Origin of the sequence: Streptomyces sp. WM6386 (assembly GCF_000972385.1) — a bacterium.
In the GTDB taxonomy this organism is placed as follows: Bacteria; Actinomycetota; Actinomycetes; order Streptomycetales; family Streptomycetaceae; genus Streptomyces.
Window position 1 is genome coordinate 72,005 of record NZ_JXTE01000030.1, and the last position, 15,778, is coordinate 87,782.

Consider the following 15,778-nt stretch of genomic DNA (forward strand, 5'->3'; position numbering starts at 1 on the left):
AAGAACTAAGCAAGGGGCTATAGCTCAGTTGGTAGAGCGCCTGCATGGCATGCAGGAGGTCAGGAGTTCAATTCTCCTTAGCTCCACAGGCGAAGATCCCGTCCTCACAGGGCGGGATTTTTCATTCCCCTCAACTGAGCCGTGCGCTGCGCCGTCTGTTCGTCGTCCGGCGTGTAGACGACGATCCGGCACTCCGGCATCCCATGGATCGACAGCGACACCGACGTCATCCGCAGTTCGCCCACCGCCGGATGCCTGAAACCCTTCACCCGCCGTCCCGGCTCCGCCACGTCGCCGCTCTCCCAGAGCCGGGTGAACAGCGAGCTCGCCGCGGACAGCTTGCGTATGAAGTCCTCCCAGACCGGCTCGCCGGCATGCAGCCCGTAGGCGGCGCGCAGGGTCGCGACCATCACCGGCAGCTCCGTCTCCCGGAACATCAGCGGGCAGTGCTCGTCCGGCGCGGTGAACAGGCCCCACAGGGCGTTCGGCAGGCGGCCGCTGGGCTGTGTCAGCGGTACGGCGAACAGGGTCCGGTAGACCTCGTTGGCGGCCACGATGTCGAACCGGGAGTTGTAGACCACCGCCGGGCGCGGTTCGAGGGCGTCGAGGATGCCCTGGATCTCCGGACCCACGGACTGCGCGACGGCCTCCGGCGCGCAGGAGTACGGCACTTCGGCCAGGTGGTACAGATGCTCACGCTCGGGCTGATCGAGGCGCAGGGTGCGCGCCACGGCGTCCAGGACCTGCGCGGAGGCGTTGATCGGGCGGCCCTGCTCCAACCAGGTGTACCAGGTGATCCCCACCCCCGAGAGCTGGGCGACCTCCTCGCGGCGCAGCCCTGGTGTACGGCGTCGTAAGCCCGGCGGCATCCCCACGTCCGCCGGCGTCACCCGGGCGCGCCTGGTGCGCAGAAACGCGGCCAGCTCGGGTCGGCGGCGCTGTGTCGTCCCCATCGTCACATCCCCCATCCTCGCCGTCCGGCCGGTCCCCTGCCAGGTGCTGTCAGTACCAGCATCGGTGGGCTCTCGGCACCCGTACCGCGGTGGCGTCACGCTCGACGGCATGACGACAACGCCCCGTTCCGGAGCGGGTATCGCACCCGTTCCAAGTCCTGCGATCAGTGAAACACCCGGCACTGACAACGGGCCCCGGCCGCTGCTCGCGGTCGTGCTCGCCGCCACGTTCATGGCCCTGCTCGACGTCTTCATCGTGAACGTCGCGGCTCCCACCATCGGTTCCGAACTCCAGGCCTCGGGCGCCGAGTTGCAGCTGGTGGTCGCCGGATACACCATCACCTACTCCGTGTTGCTGATCACCGGTGCCCGCCTCGGCGACCGGTACGGCCACGGCCGGGTCCATCTCGTCGGGATGGCCCTGTTCACCGCCGCCTCGCTCGCCTGCGGCCTGGCGCAGGGCGCCACGGAACTGATCGTCTTCCGGCTGGTCCAGGGCATCGGCTCGGCGGTGATGATCCCGCAGGTGCTGAGCCTCATCCAGCGCAACTTCGTCGGCGAGGCCCGGGTGAAGGCGCTGGGCGCGTACTCGGCGGTCCTCGCCGTCGGTGCCGTCGCCGGACAGATACTCGGCGGAGTCCTCGTCAGCGCCGACCTGTTCGGCACCGGCTGGCGGCCGGTGTTCCTGGTGAACGTGCCCGTGGGCGTCGTCCTCCTGATCGTCGGGCGCCGTGTCCTGCCGCGCGACCACGTCAGCCCGCAGCGCCGGCGAGGCCTGGACCTGCCGGGCCTGGTCCTGCTCGGCGCGGCCGTGTCGCTGTTCACCGTGCCGCTGGTGCTGGGACAGGAGGAGGACTGGCCGCTGTGGTCCTGGCTGTCGCTGGCCGCCGCCGCTGTGCTGTTCACGGTGTTCCGCACGTACGAGGCCCGGCTCGCCCGGCGCGGCGGCGATCCGCTGATCGCGCCGAGGGTGCTGCGGCACCCGGGCATGGGCCTGGCCGTCCTGCGCATCATGGCCGTCATGGCGGTCAACGGCGGCTTCCTGTTCGTGCTCACGCTGCATGTCCAGGGCGGTCTCGGCTACAGCGCCCTGCGCGCCGGCCTGACCTTCGCACCGACCGCGGTCATCTTCGGCCTGGTCGGCCTGACCTGGCGGAGGTGGTCCGCGGCGTGCCAGCGCGCGCTGACGCCGGCCGGGTTCCTGCTCACCGCGCTGTCCGTGGCCGGAGTCGGTCCGGCGCTCCAGGGCGGCAGTGACGGCGGGGTGTGGGTGTACGTCGCGTACGCCGGGGTGGGTGTCGGGCTCGCGCTGGCCTTCAGCCCCACGCTGACCCGGGCGCTGGCCACGGTGCGGCCCGAGGACGCGGCGGACGCCAGCGGGCTGCTCGCCACGGTCACCCAGCTCGGTCAGCTGACCGGGGTCGCCGCGTTCGGCACACTGTTCTTGAACCGGCTTGAGTCACTCGGGGCTTTCGAGGCGTATACCTCTGCGGAGGCGCTCTCGGCGTGCATGTTCGCGCTGGCCGGCACGGCGGCGGTGGGTGCCGTGTCCGGACTGGTACTGAGGCGTCGCTGACCGTATTGGTCTGGCCGTGGCAGAATCAAACGGCCGGAAGGGGGCGCGGCCCGACGGGAGGGAGCAGTGATGCCTGCGAGCATCCTCAAGGAGGTCGGCCACCTCCTTGAAGCAGCGTCGACACGGGATACGGTCACCCGGCTCACCTGCCCTTCCTGCGGTTCCCTCCATGTCGCCCAGGTCCTTGGTGACAACGGCGGGATTTCCTACGTGTGCACGGCCTGCGGCCACAGCTGGAGCTGATCGATGGGTGCACACAGGCGAAAGTGCGACTGGTGCGGCAGCGGGACGCCGATCGTGCGGGACATGGAGCCGGTCAATCCCGACTACCAGTACTGGTGCGAGGAGTGCGCGCGGGCGCTGATCATAAAAGGCGACCCGATCGAGACGTACCGTGAACTCGAGGGCGAGCCGATCTACGGCCGGCTCCTCGAGGAACACTGCACGCTCAAACGGTTCTACTCGTTCGTCACTGCGTGAGGCCCGTCGGTGGGCGGGCCTCAGGGAAACGATTTGGTGTTCCACCCGGGGGAGCGTGTAATGTTGGCGTCGCCGCCGGGGGAAACCCACGGGGTCACCGCAAGGGGCTATAGCTCAGTTGGTAGAGCGCCTGCATGGCATGCAGGAGGTCAGGAGTTCAATTCTCCTTAGCTCCACATAAAGATCCCGCCGGATCATCTTGATCCGGCGGGATTCTTGCGTTTCCAGGGGCAGTTGTCCCGCACACCCGCTGACGACGAAGGGGGCCGCCCGGATCGGGCGGCCCCCTTCGTGATGTCGGCTCAGCGCCCCAGTGCGCGGCGGCCGCGGCCCTGGGAGAGGACCGGGAGGTTGCGGGACGCGCCGTTGTCGCGCGGGGCCGCCTCCTCGAGGCGCAGGGCGAGGGCGGGGCAGCGGCGGACCGCGCGGAGCGCCTTCGCCTCGGCGTAACGCGGCACCTGGGCCTGGGCGACGGTGGGGAAGCCGTCGGCGCCGAGTTCGAAGACCTCCGGGAGGATGTCGGCGCACAGGCCGTGGCCCCGGCACAGCGTCCAGTCGACGTAGATCTTCTGGCGGCTGGGGCCGTTCTCCTCGGCGCTGGCGCCACCCGGGAGGGAGGGCGTCATGCCGCCCTCGAAGAGCGGCAGAACGCCCTCCACGGGCCGTCCGCAGCCGTTGCCGAGGACATGGGCGGCGAGGTCGTCGGTGAACGCCTTGATGGTCGATTCCAGGAACATCGCGGAGCCGTCCGGGTGCGAGCACGCGCCGCGCCGCTTCACGTTCTTGGCGACCTGCTTGAGCGCCTCCAGGGCGGCCGGGCCGCCGCCGTTGAGGATGTCCTCCAGGCCGCGCGCGGCGGCCGGCAGACCGAGGTAGCAGGGACCGCACTGGCCGGCGCTCTCCTCGGCCAGCCACTTCGCCACCATCAGCGACTCGCCCAGCGGGCAGGTCTCCTGACTGATCGGCAGGATCGCGCCCGCGCCGAGCGCACCGCCCACCGCGTCCAGCGAGTTGCGCGAGACGACCGCCTCGTTGACCGTCGCGGCGTCGATCCACTTGCCGTGGTAGCCGCCGGTCAGCACGCCCTGCGGGACCGGCGGGGCGCCGGCGAGCTGCAGGATGTAGCGCAGCGGCACACCGGTGGGAGCCTCGATCACCATGGGGCGGGCGACCGCGCCGGAGACCGTGAGCATGACGGTGCCCGGCTCGTCGTAGAGACCGGTGTTGCCGTAGCGCTCCGGGCCGATGCGGGCGGCGATCGCCAGCTGCGCGAACGTCTCCGCGTTCGACAGCAGGGTGGGCGCGCCGCCGACGCCGTTCTGCGAGGCGCTGACCTTGCGGCCGGGCGGGATCGCCGGGCCGCCGTCGATGGAGCGGATCAGCGAGGCCGCCGCTCCGGTGACCATACGGACGGGATTGCGCTGCACGCGCGCGCGGAGCGCCGACCGGCGGCCGTTGCTGAGGCCGCGTTCGGCGAGCGCGGCCTCCATGGACCGCTGGGTGGACTCCCGGGTGACCCCCACCACGAGCGTGCGGGCACCCAGGGCTTCGGCGACCAGGAGGGCGCCGTCCAGGATGAGGTGCGGGGCACGGTTGATGAGCACCGTGTCCTTGCGGCAGGCCGGTTCGTCCTCGCTGCCGTTGACGACGACGACCGGGCGTACTCCGCGCTTGATGGCCGCCTCGGCGACCGAGCGCAGTTTCTTGTGGAAGGGGAAGCCCGCGCCGCCGCGGCCCTTCAGGTTGATGTTCTCGGCGAGCTTCGCGAGTTGCTCGCCGCCCAGGGGTTCGAGCGGCCCGTGCACCTTCAGGTGCATGGGCAGGTCAAGTCTTTCGACAAGGTCGAAGCCCGACGTGAGCTGAGGAAGACCGACCACGCGGACTTCTGGGACGTCGGGCAGGGCCTCGTTCACCTATAGCCTCCGGAAGGCATGTTCCAAGGTTCGCCCGAGCCCGGTGTGTCGAAGTCGTACGACTCACCGGACGATGGATCAGTGGCGGGACCGCTGTTGTACGTGTCGTTCGGGTAGTACGTGCCGGACAAGTTGTTCGACTCACCGGTGTCGTACACATCACTCGTGCCGTATCCGGATGTGTCCGTATTGCGGTAGGTCGGGATGTTGTATCCGGTGTCCTGGAGCGGGTCGTAGGCCGACGGAGGTGCCTCGCCGACCGGCGGGGGCGACGGGATCGGCCAGCTGCCCGAGGTGCTGCCGCCGGTGTCGTAGCGCGGGATCGCCTCCGTGGGCTGCATGTCCATCGGCAGGTCCATGCGGGCTGTCTGGTCGGCGCCGTAGGACGGCTGCTGCGGGATGCGCGGGGTCGGTGTGACGGCGCGGTAGGCCGCCGCGAAGCCGTTCGTGGGCTCGGGGGCGGGCGGCGCGGGGGCCTCGTAGGAAGGTGTCGTACGGGACTGCCCCGCGCGCGTGTTCCCGTAGCCGGGCAGGGCGGACGACGTCTCCGCGTTCCTGGCGCGGCTCGCGTCCAGCTCCTCGCGGCCCGGCCGCTCCCCGGTGCCCAGGACGGCCTGGATCCGGTCGGCGACCTTGCGCTTGATCGGGCGGGGCGCCGAGCGCAGGGCGAGTGCGCCGATGACGCCGGCCAGCGAGAGACCGTAGAGGATCACGAAGACGGGTTTGGCCTCGCGGCCCGAGTACAGGCCGTGGACCAGGGCGAAGCACCAGGCCGGGTAGGCCAGCATGTGCATGGCGCGCCAGCGGGCGGCTACGGGGGCCGGGGAGGCGAACTGGCTGCGCAGGGCGCCGGTGATGCCCACGAAGATCATCAGCAGGCCGGCCAGTGAGCCCAGGCCGATCAGGCCGGCGCTTCCGGTGACGCCGAGTGAGAACGGGATGATCGCCGAGATCAGCGAGGTGTGGTCGAGGGCGACCTTCGTGGTGATGTGCAGCAGCAGGAACGCGATCGAGCCGACCGCCGTCGTCCGGTGCACCGCCTGCCCGATGATCCGCTGTTGCGGATTGAGGAAGATCCGGTCCTGGGCGACCAGGCCCCAGATCACCGAGCAGCTGAGGCAGACGAGGGACAGTACGCCCGCGCCGAAGTTCAGGAAGTCACGGACCCGCTCACCTCCGACCAGCACGAACACGGGTATGAAGAGCAGGACGACAGCCGACGCGATCCCGTAGGCCGAGCGACCGGTCTTGGGGAGCGAGCTGTTACTACGACGAGGGTTCATGGGGGCAACTCCGAGCAGTTCGGGAAAGCGGTCCCGCTGCCGCACTCTAAGTGGAGCCATACCGATCGGTACGAGGTTTGAGTTATTGCGTTGTTATCAAAGGACTATGCGGTTGTTGTGATGTCCTTTACTAGCCGTTACGCGGAGTAACTTTTGACTCTTGTTCAGTTCTAGTCGGGTGATGTTGGAGTGCTCTGCGGGGTTGGAGCGAACGGCACCCGGTGCCAAAGAGGCATACGTAAGCGCGTCGCGGCTTGCTCAACGGCTGCGGTACTCTGACGCCATGCGTGCCGTACGCCTTCTGCTTAGCGGGCCGCGCTGATCAGTCCCGACCGCCGGGCGAACCGGATGGGTCGGAATCGGCGCGGCGTCCCCTCCTGTGCGAGGGGATTTTTCGTTTCCTGAACGACACAGCCGCTGGCAGAGACGATCGATGGAGCTTAAGGATCATGAGCGAGACGAACCCCGCTGCCGAGGTGGCCGCGCCGCACCGCTACACGGCCGCCCTGGCGGCCGAGATCGAGGCACGCTGGCAGGACTTCTGGGACGTCGAGGGCACGTACGCCGCGCCGAACCCCAAGGGTGACCTGGCCGGTGACCCGGAGCTGGTCGCCAAGCCCAAGAAGTTCATCATGGACATGTTCCCGTACCCCTCCGGTGCGGGTCTGCACGTCGGCCACCCCCTGGGCTACATCGCCACCGACGTCTACGCCCGGTTCCAGCGGATGACCGGCCACAACGTCCTGCACACCCTGGGCTTCGACGCCTTCGGCCTGCCCGCCGAGCAGTACGCCGTGCAGACCGGCACGCACCCGCGTGTCTCCACCGAGGCCAACATCGAGAACATGAAGGTCCAGCTGCGCCGGCTGGGCCTGGGCCACGACAAGCGGCGGTCGTTCGCCACGATCGACCCCGAGTACTACAAGTGGACCCAGTGGATCTTCCTGCAGATCTTCAACTCCTGGTACGACGACGAGGCGAAGAAGGCCCGCCCGATCTCCTCGCTGATCGCCCAGTTCGAGACCGGTGAGCGCGCCGTACCGGGGCACACGCGCGCGTGGAACGAGCTGAGCGCCGCCGAGCGGGCCGACGTCCTGGGCGAGTTCCGCCTGGCCTACGCCTCCGACGCGCCGGTCAACTGGTGCCCCGGGCTGGGCACCGTGCTGGCCAACGAGGAGGTCACCGCCGACGGCCGCTCCGAGCGCGGCAACTTCCCCGTCTTCAAGGCCAAGCTGCGCCAGTGGAACATGCGCATCACCGCCTACGCCGACCGGCTGATCGACGACCTGGACGCGCTGGACTGGCCCGAGGCCATCAAGCTGCAGCAGCGCAACTGGATCGGCCGCTCCGAGGGCGCCCGCGTCGACTTCCCCATCGACGGTGAGAACATCACCGTCTTCACCACACGCCCGGACACCCTGTTCGGCGCCACCTACATGGTGCTGGCGCCCGAACACCCGCTGGTCGAGAAGTTCACGCCTCAGGAATGGCCCGAGGGCACCCATGACGTGTGGACCGGCGGTCACGCGACCCCGGCCGAGGCCGTCGCCGCGTACCGCGCGCAGGCCGCCTCCAAGTCCGACGTGGAGCGACAGGCCGAGGCCAAGGACAAGACCGGCGTCTTCATCGGCTCGTACGCCACCAACCCGGTCAACGGCGACCGGATCCCGGTCTTCATCGCCGACTACGTCCTGATGGGCTACGGCACCGGCGCGATCATGGCCGTCCCGGCGGGCGACCAGCGCGACTTCGAGTTCGCGCGCGCCTTCGAGCTGCCGATCCACTGCATCGTCGAGCCGACGGACGGCCGGGGCACCGACACCTCCACATGGGAGGACGCCTTCGCCTCGTACGACGCGAAGATCATCAACTCCAGCGGTGAGGGTGTCTCCCTGGACGGCCTGGGCGTCGTCGAGGCCAAGGCGCGCATCACCGAGTGGCTGGAGCGGTCCGGTGTCGGTGAGGGCACCGTCAACTTCCGGCTGCGTGACTGGCTGTTCAGCCGGCAGCGCTACTGGGGCGAGCCCTTCCCGATCGTCTACGACGAGGACGGCATCGCCCACTCGCTGCCCGAGTCGATGCTGCCGCTGAGGCTGCCCGAGGTCGAGGACTACTCGCCGCGCACCTTCGACCCGGACGACGCCGACACCTCCCCCGAGACGCCGCTGTCGCGCAACGAGGACTGGGTGAACGTCACCCTGGACCTGGGTGACGGGCGGGGCCCGCGCCCGTATCGCCGTGAGACCAACACCATGCCCAACTGGGCCGGCTCCTGCTGGTACGAGCTGCGCTACCTGGACCCGCACAACAGCGAGCAGCTGGTCGACCCGGAGATCGAGCAGTACTGGATGGGCCCGCGCGAGGGCCAGCCGCACGGCGGTGTCGACCTGTACGTCGGCGGCGCCGAGCACGCGGTGCTGCACCTGCTGTACGCGCGCTTCTGGTCCAAGGTGCTGTTCGACCTGGGGCACGTCTCCTCCGTGGAGCCGTTCCACAAGCTGTTCAACCAGGGCATGATCCAGGCCTTCGTCTACCGCGACAGCCGTGGCATCGCGGTGCCGGCCACCGAGGTGGAGGAGCGCGACGGCGCGTACTACCACCAGGGCGAGAAGGTCTCCCGGCTGCTGGGCAAGATGGGCAAGTCCCTGAAGAACGCCGTCACTCCGGACGAGATCAGCGACGAGTACGGCGCCGACACCCTGCGCCTGTACGAGATGGCCATGGGCCCGCTGGACGTCTCCCGGCCGTGGGACACGCGCGCGGTGGTCGGCCAGTTCCGGCTGCTGCAGCGGCTGTGGCGCAACGTCGTCGACGAGGCGACCGGCTCGCCGGCGGTGACCGACGCCGAGCCCGATGAGGACACCCTGCGAGCCCTGCACAAGGCCATCGACGGCGTGCGGCAGGACCTGGACGGCATGCGGTTCAACACCGCCATCGCCAAGGTCACCGAACTGAACAACCACCTGACCAAGGCGGGCGGCTCGGTGCCCCGCTCGGTCGCCGAGCCGCTGGTGCTGCTGATCGCGCCGCTGGCACCGCACATCGCCGAGGAACTGTGGCGCAAGCTGGGCCACATGGACTCGGTCGTCCACCAGGACTTCCCGGTCGCCGACCCGGCGTACGTGGTGGACGAGACCGTGACCTGCGTCGTGCAGATCAAGGGCAAGGTCAAGGCCCGTCTGGAGGTCTCCCCGGCCATCTCCGACGAGGAGCTGGAGAAGGTGGCGCTGGCCGACGACAAGGTCGTGGCGGCGCTGGACGGGGCGGGGATCCGCAAGGTGATCGTGCGGGCGCCGAAGCTGGTGAACATCGTTCCGTCGTGAGACACGGTGCCGGTGCCCCCTAGGGGTTCCGTACGGGCAGGTTCGGGGTTCTTCCGGAACTCCGCGCCTGCCCGTTGCGTTTACCGTTGAAGAGCGGCGCGGAACTTCGTGCCCGGTCGTAGGAGGAGCATCGTGGAGGCACTGATGGCGATAGTCGCTCTGCTTTTCGTGCTCTTCCTGGTGCTCGGCGTCTACGCCACGGTGAAGGTGGTCGGCGCCGCCAAGCGGGGCGTGGACCGCACCATCACCCAGGCCCGCCGCACGGTCGAGGACCACACACTGCGGGCCAAGTCCTTCGCCCAGCCCGGCGCGGCGGGCGAACTGGCCCAACTGCGGCTGAAGCTGCGCACCTCCATGCGCGCCACCCAGGACGCCCTGCACGCGGGCGCGGCCGAGGACGAGTCCCTCAAGGAGTCCCTCGCCCTCTTCCAGCGACTCAGCGCGCACGGACACGAACTCGACGGCGAACTCAGGCGCCTTGAGTCCGAACCGGACCGGGCGACGCTCACCGAGCGGCTGCCGGCGCTGCGCGAGCGCACCGAGCAGATCACGCACTCCGCGGACTCACTGCGCTGGGCGGCCCGGGACCGTGCCCGCCGCTTCGCGGACGACGACCTGGACTCGCTGAGCTCCCAGATCGACATGGAGGCCGGCGCGCTGCGGCACTGGACGACAGCGGAGCCGACGGAGCCCGCGCAGTCCCCGCCCTCCTGGCCCGACGCACCCGTCGCCGACGCCACCACGGCCCAGCAGACCTGGCCGGAGACGCCGAAGTCACGCACCGCCGACGAACCGACCCGGCCCGCCATCACCCCGCCGGCACAGCGCCCCGCATACCCCTGGCAGAAGAAGCCCCGTCCCGAGAGCACGACTTGATCCGGTCAAGGCTGCCCCAGGTGACAGGGGTCGGGCTGCCGCCCTGGCGCTACGGCAGGTAACCTCCAGCTCATGTCCCGCCATGTCGCGATCGTCACCGATTCAACGGCCTACCTGCCGCAGCGGACGATGGAGCGCCACGGCATCACCGCAGTGCCCCTGACCGTCGTCCTCGGCGACCAGGCCCTCGAAGAGGGCACCGAGATCTCGACCCGCTCCCTGGCCCAGGCACTTCAGAAGCGGCGCCCTGTCACCACCTCGCGCCCCAGCCCCCAGCTCTTCGCGGAGACCTACCGGCGGGTCGCGGAGTCCGGCGCGACCGGCATCGTCTCCCTGCACCTGTCCGCCGAGCTCTCCGGCACATACGACGCGGCCGTCCTCGCGGCGCGCGAGGCGCCGGTGCCGGTACGGGTCGTGGACACCGGGATGATCGCAATGGCCCTGGGATTCTGCGCCCTCGCCGCGGCGGAGGCGGCCGAGGCGGGCGGCACGATGGACGAGGCCGTGACCGCCGCGGAGAAACGGGCCGCCGGGACGTCCGCCTACTTCTACGTCGACACTCTCGACTATCTGCGCCGGGGCGGCCGCATCGGCGCCGCCCAGGCACTCCTCGGCTCCGCGCTCGCGGTCAAGCCGCTGCTCCAGCTGCAGGGCGGCCGGATCGAACCGCTGGAGAAGGTGCGCACCGCGTCGAAGGCGATCGCCCGCCTCGAGGAGATCGTGGCCGACCGGGCGGGCAGCGCGCAGGTCGACATCGCCGTGCATCATCTCGCCGCCCCCGACCGGGCGTCGGCACTGGCGGACCGGCTGCGGGCGCGGGTGCCGGGGCTGGCGGATCTGCATGTGAGTGAGGTCGGTGCGGTGATCGGGGCGCATACGGGCCCGGGGTTGCTGGGGGCTGTGGTTTCGCCGCGGTGAGGCGGTCAGGCGGTATCGCGATGGCGCGGTGACGCCGTCGTCGAGGGCTGTGGGTGGTCGGCTGTCACTCGTGTGGGTGGCGGAGTTATCCACAACCGGGGTGTCGTCCCCGGGAATTGAGCAAGATCATCGCGGGAGCGCGGGGGTGCCCGATCCTCGTCGCATGGCACTTCGATCACGTTCACGCACAGCGGCTCCGACCAGTGGGCCGGGCCGTGGGCCTGCCTCCGACGTCCGTACCCGCCACCACCAACGCCACCACCGGCCGCCACGGGACCGGCAGCGGTATGCCTCGGCCGAGGAACTCCGTCGGCGCGCGGAGGTCATGTTCGCCGATCGCGTCGGGGAGCGACGCGAGGCGGGGACAGGGCCGCCGGGCATCGACGGGGGTGGTGTGCCCGGTGCGGGGGCCGACGGGAGCGGCGCGGACGCGGACTTCGGTCCTGATGCCGGGCCGGCACCGGTGGGCTGGGCTGATGTCCCCCCTGCGACGGGGGATCGGCGGGTGCGGGCCGGGCTGGCTCTTCGGGAGCGGATGCCGGTGTGGTTGCAGGCCAGGTGCGGCTTGGAGCGGCGGAGTGTGGTCGCGCTGGCGGTGGTGCTCGTCGTCGCCGCGGGTTTCGCCGTGCAGCACTTCTGGGCGGGGCGGACGCAGGCCGTGCGGGCACCCGAAGTCGTGGCCGCCCCCTTCGCGGAGCGGAGTGCGCAGGCCGGTCCCGGTGCTTCGGCCGGTGCGCCGAACGCGGTGGGCTCGCCCGTGGCCGAGATCGTGGTGGACGTCGGCGGCAAGGTCCGTGATCCCGGAGTTCACCGGCTCCCCGCGGGTTCGCGTGTCGCCGACGCGCTGCGTGCGGCCGGTGGGGTGCGGCCCGGTACGGACACCGAGGGGCTCAATCGCGCTCGCTTCCTCATCGACGGCGAGCAGGTCGTGGTCGGCGGTCCTGCCGCGCCCGGGGTCGGCCCGGGGGGTACGGCGGGCGGCGGTCCGGTCGGTTCCGCCGGTTCCGTGCCGGGAGCGGGACCCGCGGCTCCGGTCTCCCTCAACACGGCCACCGTGGACCAGCTGGACACGCTGCCCGGGGTCGGACCGGTCCTGGCCCGGCACATCGTCGACTACCGCACCCAGCACGGCGGCTTCCGCTCGGTGGACGAGCTGCGCGAGGTCAACGGCATCGGAGAACGCCGCTTCGCCGATCTGCGGAATCTCGTACGGCCATGAGTCACGTACCCGAGGGTTCGCCCTCTTCGCCTTCTCCACCGGCGACGCCCCGGCCCCGCCGGGCCGTGCACGCCGCCTCCGGCAAACGGCTCGGGGACGCCAACCCCCGCCAGGAAGGGCCGGCCGACCTACGACTCGTCCCGCCCGCGCTCGCCGCCTGGGCGACGGCGGCGCTGATGCTGGATGCCGCGCCCGAGTGGATCACCGGGGTCGCCGTCCTGTGCCTGGTGGCAGCGGGCGTGATGCTGGTGACGCGGCGCCGTGCGGGGCCGCGCGTCCCGGTCGCGGCCGTGCTGCTCTGCGTCGCCGCGGCCGCCGTCTCGGCCGGGCTGCACGGAGCCGATCTGCGCCGTGGGCCGGTGCCCGGGCTGGCGCGGGAGTACGCGACCGCGACCGCCGAGATCGAGGTCACCTCCGATCCCCGGCTCACCCGGCCGCGGGTCAAAGGGGACCGTATGGCGCCGACTTCCGTGCTGATCAAGGGTGAGGTGCGGCGAGTGGCGAAAGCGGGTGGGGCGGTGGTGGCTACGCGGGCACCGGTGCTGGTGATGGTCGACGTGGCGGAGTTCGGGAGGAGGGCGGACGCAGGGCCCGGGGCGCCGACAGCGGGTTCGGACAGTCGGGGGGCTCCGAGTGCCGTTGCCCGGGGCGGAGGGGGAGACGTGGGTCCCTCCGGCGGGGCGACGAGTGGGGGCGGATCTGCCTTCGGGCCGACAGGTGGGGGCGGTTTCGCCGACGGATCGACAGGTGGCAGTCCCTTCGCCGAGGGGGCAGCGGGTGGTGGAGGCTCCCTGGCCCATGGGCCTGAGTCCTCGCCCTGGTTGCGGTTGCTGCCCTCCACACGGTTTCGTGTCTCCGCGCGGCTGGCGCCGGTGATGGTGGGTGGGGACAGGGTCGCGGCCGTGGTGCGGGTACGGGGGCAGAGGGCGCCGGAGGTCGTGGCGGGGCCGTCGGGGGGGCAGCGGTTCGCCGGGCGGTTGCGGGGCGGGCTGCGGGAGGCCACCGACGGGCTGCCGGGGGATGCACGGGCGCTGCTGCCGGGGCTCGTCGTCGGGGACACCTCGCGGATCACTCCGGACCTGGACGAGGCGTTCAAGGAGACCGACCTCGCGCATACGCTCGCCGTCTCCGGGAGCAACCTCACGATCATCCTGGCCCTGCTCATCGGGCCGCCCGGACTGGCCCAGCGCGTCGAGCGCCGGGGGCTCGCACCCCGGCTCGGCATCCCCCTGCGGACGACGGCGCTGCTCGGCGGGGCGCTCACGCTCGCCTTCGTCGTCGTGTGCCGACCTGACCCGAGTGTGCTGCGGGCCGCGGCCTGCGGAACCGTGGTTCTGCTCGCCCTGGCGACCGGGCGCCGCAGGTCGCTGATCCCGGCGTTGGCGACGGCCGTCCTGCTGCTGGTGCTGTACGACCCCTGGCTGGCCCGGAGTTATGGATTCCTGCTGTCCGTGCTGGCCACCGGGGCCCTGCTCACCCTCGCGCCCCGCTGGAGCGCGGCCCTGCGACGGCGGAGGGTGCCACCACGGCTGGCCGAGGCACTGGCCGCCGCGGGCGCCGCGCAAGCCCTGTGCGCGCCGGTCGTCGCGGTGCTGTCGGCGCGGGTCAGCCTGGTGGCGGTGCCGTGCAATCTGCTCGTGGAGTTCGCCGTGGCGCCGGCCACGGTGCTGGGCTTCGCCGCGCTGGCGACGGCGCCCCTGATGATGCCGGTGGCCAAGGCGCTGGCCTGGTGCGCGAGTTGGCCCGCGGGGTGGATCGCGGACGTCGCCCGTGCCGGAGCGTCCCTGCCCGGCGCAGGGATGGACTGGCCCGGCAGTTGGACCGGGGCGGTCCTGCTCGCCCTGGTCACGGTGGCCGTGGTGACGGCCGGGCGGCGGCTGTTGCGGCATCCCGCGTGGTGCGGGGTCTGCGGAGCACTGCTCCTGCTGGTGGTGGTGCAGCCGCCGCCGCTGGCCAGGGTGATCACCGGGTGGCCGCCGCCCGGCTGGCGGTTCGTGATGTGCGATGTGGGGCAGGGGGACGCGACCGTGCTCGCGGCGGGTGACGGTACCGGTGTGGTGGTGGACGCGGGGCCCGATCCGACGCTCGTCGACCGGTGTCTGCGCACCCTCGGCATCACCAGGATCCCGCTGGTCGTGCTGACCCACTTCCACGCCGACCATGTGGCGGGCCTGCCCGGCGTGCTGCGCGGGCGGAGCGTGGGGGCGATCGAGACGACCGGGTTCGAGGAGCCGGTGGACCAGGTGGAGTTCGTACGGCGGCAGGCGGCGCGGCAGCGGATTCCGCTCACCCATGCCGTGGCGGGGGAGCGACGGCGCACCGGGGCGCTGGCCTGGGAGGTGGTGTGGCCGCCGCCGGGTGGGGGAGTTCCGGGAGCTCCGGTCTTCTCGACGGAACCGGAAGGGCCGAACGACGCCAGCGTCGCCCTGCTCGTGCGGTCGGGCGGGCTGCGGTTCCTGCTGCTCGGCGATCTCGAACCCCCGGCCCAGCGAGCCCTGTTGAGATCCCCGGCGGGCGCGCTGCTGGGCGGCGTCGACGTACTCAAGGTCGCCCACCACGGCTCGGCCTACCAGGATCCGGAACTGATACGCAGGGTGGCTCCGCGGCTGGCGCTCATCTCGGTGGGGAGGGACAACACGTACGGACACCCGGCTCCCGGCACGGTCGCGGCGCTGCGGGCCCAGGGGGCGATGGTGCTGCAGACGGACGAGGACGGGGCGCTGGCGGTCCTGGGAACGGGTGAGTCGCTGCGGGTCGCGGGAGACTGAGGGCATGAATTCCGCACAGGTTGATGCCTATCTCCGCCGCCTCGGTGCCGAGCACCCGGCGTGGCCCACCGTGGACGTCCTGCGCGAACTGCAGCTGCGCCATCTGGAGACCGTGCCCTTCGAGAACCTGTCGATCCATCTCGGCGAGGAGATCGTGCTGGAGGAGAAGCGGCTGCTGGACAAGGTGGTGGGGGCGCGAAGGGGCGGGTTCTGTTACGAACTCAACGGTTCCTTCGGGGCGTTGCTGGCCGCGCTGGGCTTCGAGGTGACGCTGCTGGCGGCCCGGGTGTACGGGGAGGAGGGGCGGCTCGGCATCCCGTACGACCATCTCGCCCTGCGGGTGCGGACGGTGGACGGGGGCGACTGGCTGGCCGACGTCGGCTTCGGGGCGCACAGCCACCATCCGCTGGCGATGGGGGCGCGGGGGGAACAGGTGGACCCCGGGGGCACGTTCCGGGTCGTCGAGGCC

11 protein-coding genes and 2 tRNA genes are annotated in these 15,778 nt (G+C 71.1%); 10 read left to right on the forward strand and 3 right to left on the reverse strand.

Annotated features, from left to right (window positions below):
- The first annotated feature begins 13 nt into the window (after positions 1–13).
- Positions 14–86: transfer RNA gene (locus tag TN53_RS20070), tRNA-Ala, on the forward strand.
- A gap of 18 nt (positions 87–104) precedes the next feature.
- Here the strand turns inward: TN53_RS20070 and TN53_RS20075 are convergent.
- Positions 105–953 (reverse strand): helix-turn-helix transcriptional regulator, encoded by an 849-nt coding sequence (locus tag TN53_RS20075; RefSeq protein ID WP_052745260.1) that lies wholly within the window; start codon positions 951–953, stop codon positions 105–107.
- Between the two features lie 214 nt (positions 954–1,167).
- Here TN53_RS20075 and TN53_RS20080 point away from each other — a divergent pair, with 214 nt between their 5' ends.
- The 3 genes from TN53_RS20080 to TN53_RS20090 all read left to right on the forward strand — a co-directional run bounded on the left by TN53_RS20080 (position 1,168) and on the right by TN53_RS20090 (position 3,185).
- On the forward strand, positions 1,168–2,529 hold the full coding sequence (locus tag TN53_RS20080) for an MFS transporter (RefSeq protein ID WP_234441650.1): 1,362 nt from the start codon (positions 1,168–1,170) through the stop codon (positions 2,527–2,529).
- A 246-nt stretch (positions 2,530–2,775) separates the two neighbouring features.
- On the forward strand, positions 2,776–3,009 hold the full coding sequence (locus TN53_RS20085) for a hypothetical protein (RefSeq protein ID WP_003976229.1): 234 nt from the start codon (positions 2,776–2,778) through the stop codon (positions 3,007–3,009).
- Between the two features lie 103 nt (positions 3,010–3,112).
- Positions 3,113–3,185: transfer RNA gene (locus TN53_RS20090), tRNA-Ala, on the forward strand.
- A 126-nt stretch (positions 3,186–3,311) separates the two neighbouring features.
- On the opposite strand, the gene TN53_RS20095 is transcribed toward TN53_RS20090, so the two are convergent.
- Both TN53_RS20095 and TN53_RS20100 read right to left on the reverse strand, forming a co-directional pair.
- Positions 3,312–4,922, reverse strand: coding sequence for an NADH-quinone oxidoreductase subunit NuoF family protein (locus TN53_RS20095; protein WP_046259940.1), 1,611 nt, complete (start codon positions 4,920–4,922; stop codon positions 3,312–3,314).
- A complete protein-coding gene (locus TN53_RS20100) occupies positions 4,919–6,205 on the reverse strand; it encodes a cytochrome b/b6 domain-containing protein (protein ID WP_199924620.1) in 1,287 nt (428 codons plus the stop codon). The genes TN53_RS20095 and TN53_RS20100 overlap by 4 nt, the downstream gene beginning before the upstream one ends.
- Positions 6,206–6,654: 449 nt before the next feature.
- On the opposite strand from TN53_RS20100, the gene leuS reads away from it, so the two are divergent.
- From leuS to TN53_RS20130, 6 genes are all read left to right on the forward strand, one after another.
- Complete coding sequence (gene leuS, locus TN53_RS20105) at positions 6,655–9,528, forward strand: leucine--tRNA ligase (protein ID WP_046259941.1); 2,874 nt, start codon at positions 6,655–6,657, stop codon at positions 9,526–9,528.
- A 144-nt stretch (positions 9,529–9,672) separates the two neighbouring features.
- Positions 9,673–10,404, forward strand: a complete 732-nt coding sequence (locus tag TN53_RS20110) for a hypothetical protein (RefSeq protein ID WP_420719112.1) — start codon at positions 9,673–9,675, stop codon at positions 10,402–10,404.
- A gap of 72 nt (positions 10,405–10,476) precedes the next feature.
- The gene (locus TN53_RS20115; RefSeq protein WP_046259943.1) at positions 10,477–11,322 is read left to right on the forward strand and encodes a DegV family protein; all 846 of its coding nucleotides are present in this window, start codon (positions 10,477–10,479) and stop codon (positions 11,320–11,322) included.
- A gap of 163 nt (positions 11,323–11,485) precedes the next feature.
- A complete protein-coding gene (locus tag TN53_RS45270) occupies positions 11,486–12,541 on the forward strand; it encodes a ComEA family DNA-binding protein (protein ID WP_095046601.1) in 1,056 nt (351 codons plus the stop codon).
- Positions 12,538–15,309 (forward strand): ComEC/Rec2 family competence protein, encoded by a 2,772-nt coding sequence (locus TN53_RS20125; protein ID WP_095046602.1) that lies wholly within the window; start codon positions 12,538–12,540, stop codon positions 15,307–15,309. Before TN53_RS45270 ends, TN53_RS20125 begins: the two co-directional genes overlap by 4 nt.
- 4 nt (positions 15,310–15,313) lie before the next feature.
- A partial coding sequence (locus TN53_RS20130; protein WP_046259946.1) for an arylamine N-acetyltransferase family protein occupies positions 15,314–15,778 on the forward strand: 465 nt, incomplete at its 3' end.

Excerpts from the sequence above, each read along its gene's own strand:
- TN53_RS45270 (WP_095046601.1), top strand. The coding sequence starts at position 11,486 with ATGGCACTTCGATCACGTTCACGCACAGCGGCTCCGACCAGTGGGCCG.
- TN53_RS20085 (WP_003976229.1), top strand. The coding sequence starts at position 2,776 with ATGGGTGCACACAGGCGAAAGTGCGACTGGTGCGGCAGCGGGACGCCG.
- leuS (WP_046259941.1), top strand. The coding sequence starts at position 6,655 with ATGAGCGAGACGAACCCCGCTGCCGAGGTGGCCGCGCCGCACCGCTAC.
- TN53_RS20100 (WP_199924620.1), bottom strand. The coding sequence starts at position 6,205 with ATGAACCCTCGTCGTAGTAACAGCTCGCTCCCCAAGACCGGTCGCTCG.
- TN53_RS20075 (WP_052745260.1), bottom strand. The coding sequence starts at position 953 with ATGGGGACGACACAGCGCCGCCGACCCGAGCTGGCCGCGTTTCTGCGC.
- TN53_RS20110 (WP_420719112.1), top strand. The coding sequence starts at position 9,673 with ATGGCGATAGTCGCTCTGCTTTTCGTGCTCTTCCTGGTGCTCGGCGTC.
- TN53_RS20115 (WP_046259943.1), top strand. The coding sequence starts at position 10,477 with ATGTCCCGCCATGTCGCGATCGTCACCGATTCAACGGCCTACCTGCCG.
- TN53_RS20125 (WP_095046602.1), top strand. The coding sequence starts at position 12,538 with ATGAGTCACGTACCCGAGGGTTCGCCCTCTTCGCCTTCTCCACCGGCG.